Origin of the sequence: Agromyces albus, from assembly GCF_004134825.1 — a bacterium.
In the GTDB taxonomy this organism is placed as follows: Bacteria; Actinomycetota; Actinomycetes; order Actinomycetales; family Microbacteriaceae; genus Agromyces; species Agromyces albus.
Window position 1 is genome coordinate 1 of the sequence record NZ_SDPN01000089.1, and the last position, 3483, is coordinate 3483.

A 3483-nucleotide genomic window follows, 5' to 3' on the forward strand; every position below is an offset into this window, starting at 1 on the left:
CCTCGGGCGAGGCGGCGGGCGCGCCCGCGGCCCCGAGCGGCGTGCCGGCGCTCCGCCGGGCCAGCACGTGCTCGCGTACCTCGTGCGAGCTCGCGAACCCGAGCCGCCGGTACAGGCGGCTCACGGTCGCCTTCGAGACGCCGCTCATGCCGGCCAGTTCGCTTGAGTTGTACACGGCGAGTTCGCTCACGTGATCGAGGATGAACTCGGCGACGCGCTGCTCCTGCGGAGTGAGCCGGGGCACCGCCGCCTCGATCCGGTGCTCGATGTCGCCGACGGCTCCCGACACCGGAGCCGGAGCCGTCGTCATCGCGCGCCGCCGAGTCGTTCGGGCTCGGCCCGCACGCGATCGGCGACCGCGAGCACCGCCGCCTCGAACGCATCGAGGGCGAGCGCGACATCCTGCAGCGTCACCGCCTCGTCGGGGTGATGGCTGATGCCGCCGTTTCCGCAGCGCACGAAGAGCATCGCGATGTCGGTGACCGCGCTCACGGCCATGCCGTCGTGCCCTGCGCGGCTCCAGAGGGTCATCGGCTCCGCGTCGCCGGTGTGGCGGATGCCGCTCGCCACCGCATCGCGCAGCCACTCCGCGCACGGCGTGGAGTCGGCGCGGTAGATCTCACGCGACTCGAAGCGCAGCCCACGGCGCTCGGCGATCTCGCGGGCACGGCGGCGGATGTCGGCGAGCGCCCGGTCGCGATCCTCGTCGGACTCGGCGCGCAGGTCGAGGCTGAAGTCGACCCGGCCCGGAATCACGTTGACGCCGCCCGGGAAGGCCTGCAAGCGGCCGACGGTCGCGATCACCCCGGATCCGCGGCCGATCTCCTCGATGCCGACAACGAGTTCGCTCGCGCCGACGAGCGCGTCGCGGCGCCGGTCGTACGGCGTGCCGCCGGCATGGCCGGCCACGCCCGTCATCGTGAACTCGAATCGACGTGCGCCCGCGATCGAGGAGACCACGGCGAGCGCCCGGTCGGCGTCCTCAAGGTAGGGGCCCTGCTCGATGTGCACCTCGAGGTAGCCGACGAGCGACTCGGGGCGTCGCGCGGCGCCCGGGATGCGCGACGGGTCGAGGCCGAAGTCGATCAGCGCCTCGCGGAGGGTGAGGCCGTCGCGGTCGCGCGACTCCCACCACTCGGGATCGAACTCGCCGGCGAGCGCGCGGCTGCCGAGCAGGGCGTTGCCGAACCGGGTGCCCTCTTCATCCGTGAACCCCACGACCTCGAGCGCGAACGGCAGCCGCTCGCCGCGCCGGGCGAAGCGCGCAGCGACCTCGATGGCGAGGAGCACGCCGAGCATGCCGTCGTACCTGCCCGCGTCGCGCACGGTGTCGAGGTGAGAGCCGAGCAGCAGTGCCGGCAGGCCGGGATCGACGCCCTCGAGCCGGGCGCACTGGTTGCCGCCGGCATCCTGCCACGCGGTGAGCCCGGCCTCCTCCATCCATCCGGCCGCGAGGTCGTTCGCCTTGCGATGTTCTGGCGAGAGGTGCACGCGCTCGAGCAGCTCGGGACTCGACGAGATCGCCGCGAGCTCGTCGCAGCGGTCGAGCACCCGCTCCGCGACCGTGAGCGAATCGGGTGCGAGCCGCGAGGTCACGCCACCGCCTCCGCGTAGACGTCGCGTGCCGCGCCGACGCCGGCGCCCGCGGTGAGTCGGTGCCCTTCGGCGCGGAGCACCTGCTCGAGCGCGGCGAGCGTCGTGAGCACGGCATCCTTGCGAGCGTTGAAGCCCATGGTGCCGATGCGCCAGATCTTGCCGTGCAACGGTCCGAACGAGGTGCCGATCTCGATCGCGAAGTCCTCGAGCAACGCCGTGCGCACCCGGTCGCCGTCGACGCCGTCGGGGATGAAGACCCCGACGACGTTGTTCATGCGATGGGCGCGATCGCCGAAGATCCGAAGGCCGAGCGCGGCGACCCCCTGCGCCATCGCGGCACCGTGGAGCCGGTGACGCTCGATCGCGGCATCCATGCCCTCCTCGACGAGCAGGCGGGCGCACTCGCGCGCGCCGTAGAGCATCGACGTCGCCTCGGTGTGGTGGTTGAGCCGCTTCTCCCCCCAATAGTCGAGGATCATCGCGAGGTCGAAGTAGTTCGATCGGATCGGGTCGTCGCGCACGGCATCGCCCTCGGCGCGGATGCCGGCCTCGACGCTCTTTCGCGCCTCGATGCGTGCGACCGCCTTCGGGGAGAGGCTGATCGGCGAGCTTCCAGAAGGCCCGCCGAGGCACTTCTGCAGGCCGGCCGTCGCGGCATCGAGGCCCCAGGCGTCCATCTCGAAGGCGTTGCCGCCGAGCGAGGCGGTGACATCCGTGTAGAAGAGCACGCCGTGGCGCTCGCAGATCTCGCCGAGCTCGTCGAGCGGCTGCGCCACGGTGGTCGACGTGTCGCCGTGCACGACCGCGAGGAGCGCGGGCTTCACCTCGACGATCGCCTGCTCGATCGCCGCCGACGTGAAGACGCCGCCCCACTCGATCTCGCGCGTGTGCACCTCGGCTCCGGCGCGTCCGGCGATCTCGGCGAGGAGGTGGCCGAAGCGACCGAAGATCGGCACGAGCACCCGGTCGCCGGGGGCGACGAGGGAGACGATCGCCGCTTCGATGCCCGCTCGCGAGGTGCCGTCGACCAGGAGCGTCGCCGCGTTGCTCGTGCGGAACACCCCGCGATAGAGCTCCATCGTCTCGTTCATGTACGCGGTCATAGCCGGGTCGTACTGCCCGATGAGCTGGGCCGACATCGCGCGCAGCACACGCGGGTCGGCGTTGACCGGACCGGGGCCCATGAGCAGGCGAGGGGGCGGGTTGATCGGTGCGACGGCGATGATGACTCCCTGAATCTCGTGTTTCAGGGCACTAGTCTACGCAACACTCGTTTCAGGCGTGTTTCAGGTGCTCCGCCCAGCCGATCGCTGCGCCGACGAGCGCGAGATCGCTGCCGCGGGGCCCCACGAAGCACACGCCGATCGGCGCGCCGTCGGCCGTGAGTCCTGGCACCGACACCGCCGGCCGCCCGGTGGCGCCGGCGACGGCGGTCATCCTGAGGGTCGCAGCGCGTATCGCCTCGATCTCGGCGCCGGCGGCATCGACGGCGGGGGCGACGGATGCCGCCGACGGCAGCACCAGCACGGCGTCGCCGAGCGCGGCATCGAGTGCCCGTCGCGCTGCCTCGAGCCGGGCGCGGGCATCGGACGCCGCCTCGGACGTGATCGCTGCGGCCCATTCGAAGCGGGCCGCGACATCCGCCCCCAGGGCCCCCGGATGCGCTTGGATCCACGCACCGTGCGCCGCCCATGCCTCCGACGCCTGGACCGTGCGGAACGCGGCGTACAGCGCATCGAGGGCGTCGCCGCCGAACGCCGCATCGTCGAGCTCCGAGAGGTCGGAGCCGCCCCCGGCGAGCGCATCGACGGCCCTCGCGAACGCGCGCGCGACGTCGGGCGTCGCCGACTCGGCGAGCGCCGCCGCCGTCACGAGCCGGGCGCCGAC

The 3483-nt window shown here is 72.6% G+C and carries 4 protein-coding genes; all 4 read right to left on the minus strand.

Annotated features, from left to right (window positions below; translation table 11 throughout):
* Positions 1 to 310, minus strand: a 310-nt coding sequence (locus tag ESP51_RS20270) for a MurR/RpiR family transcriptional regulator (protein ID WP_164990621.1), incomplete at its 3' end; no start/stop codon positions are given.
* Positions 307 to 1596, minus strand: coding sequence for an allantoate amidohydrolase (locus ESP51_RS20275; protein WP_129522666.1), 1290 nt, complete (start codon positions 1594 to 1596; stop codon positions 307 to 309). The genes ESP51_RS20275 and ESP51_RS20270, both read right to left, overlap by 4 nt.
* Positions 1593 to 2780, minus strand: a complete 1188-nt coding sequence (locus tag ESP51_RS20280; RefSeq protein WP_129522667.1) for a pyridoxal-phosphate-dependent aminotransferase family protein — start codon at positions 2778 to 2780, stop codon at positions 1593 to 1595. The genes ESP51_RS20275 and ESP51_RS20280 overlap by 4 nt, the downstream gene beginning before the upstream one ends.
* Before the next feature lie 91 nt (positions 2781 to 2871).
* The coding region (locus tag ESP51_RS20285) for an amidase family protein (RefSeq protein ID WP_241843286.1) at positions 2872 to 3483 on the minus strand (612 nt) is incomplete at its 5' end.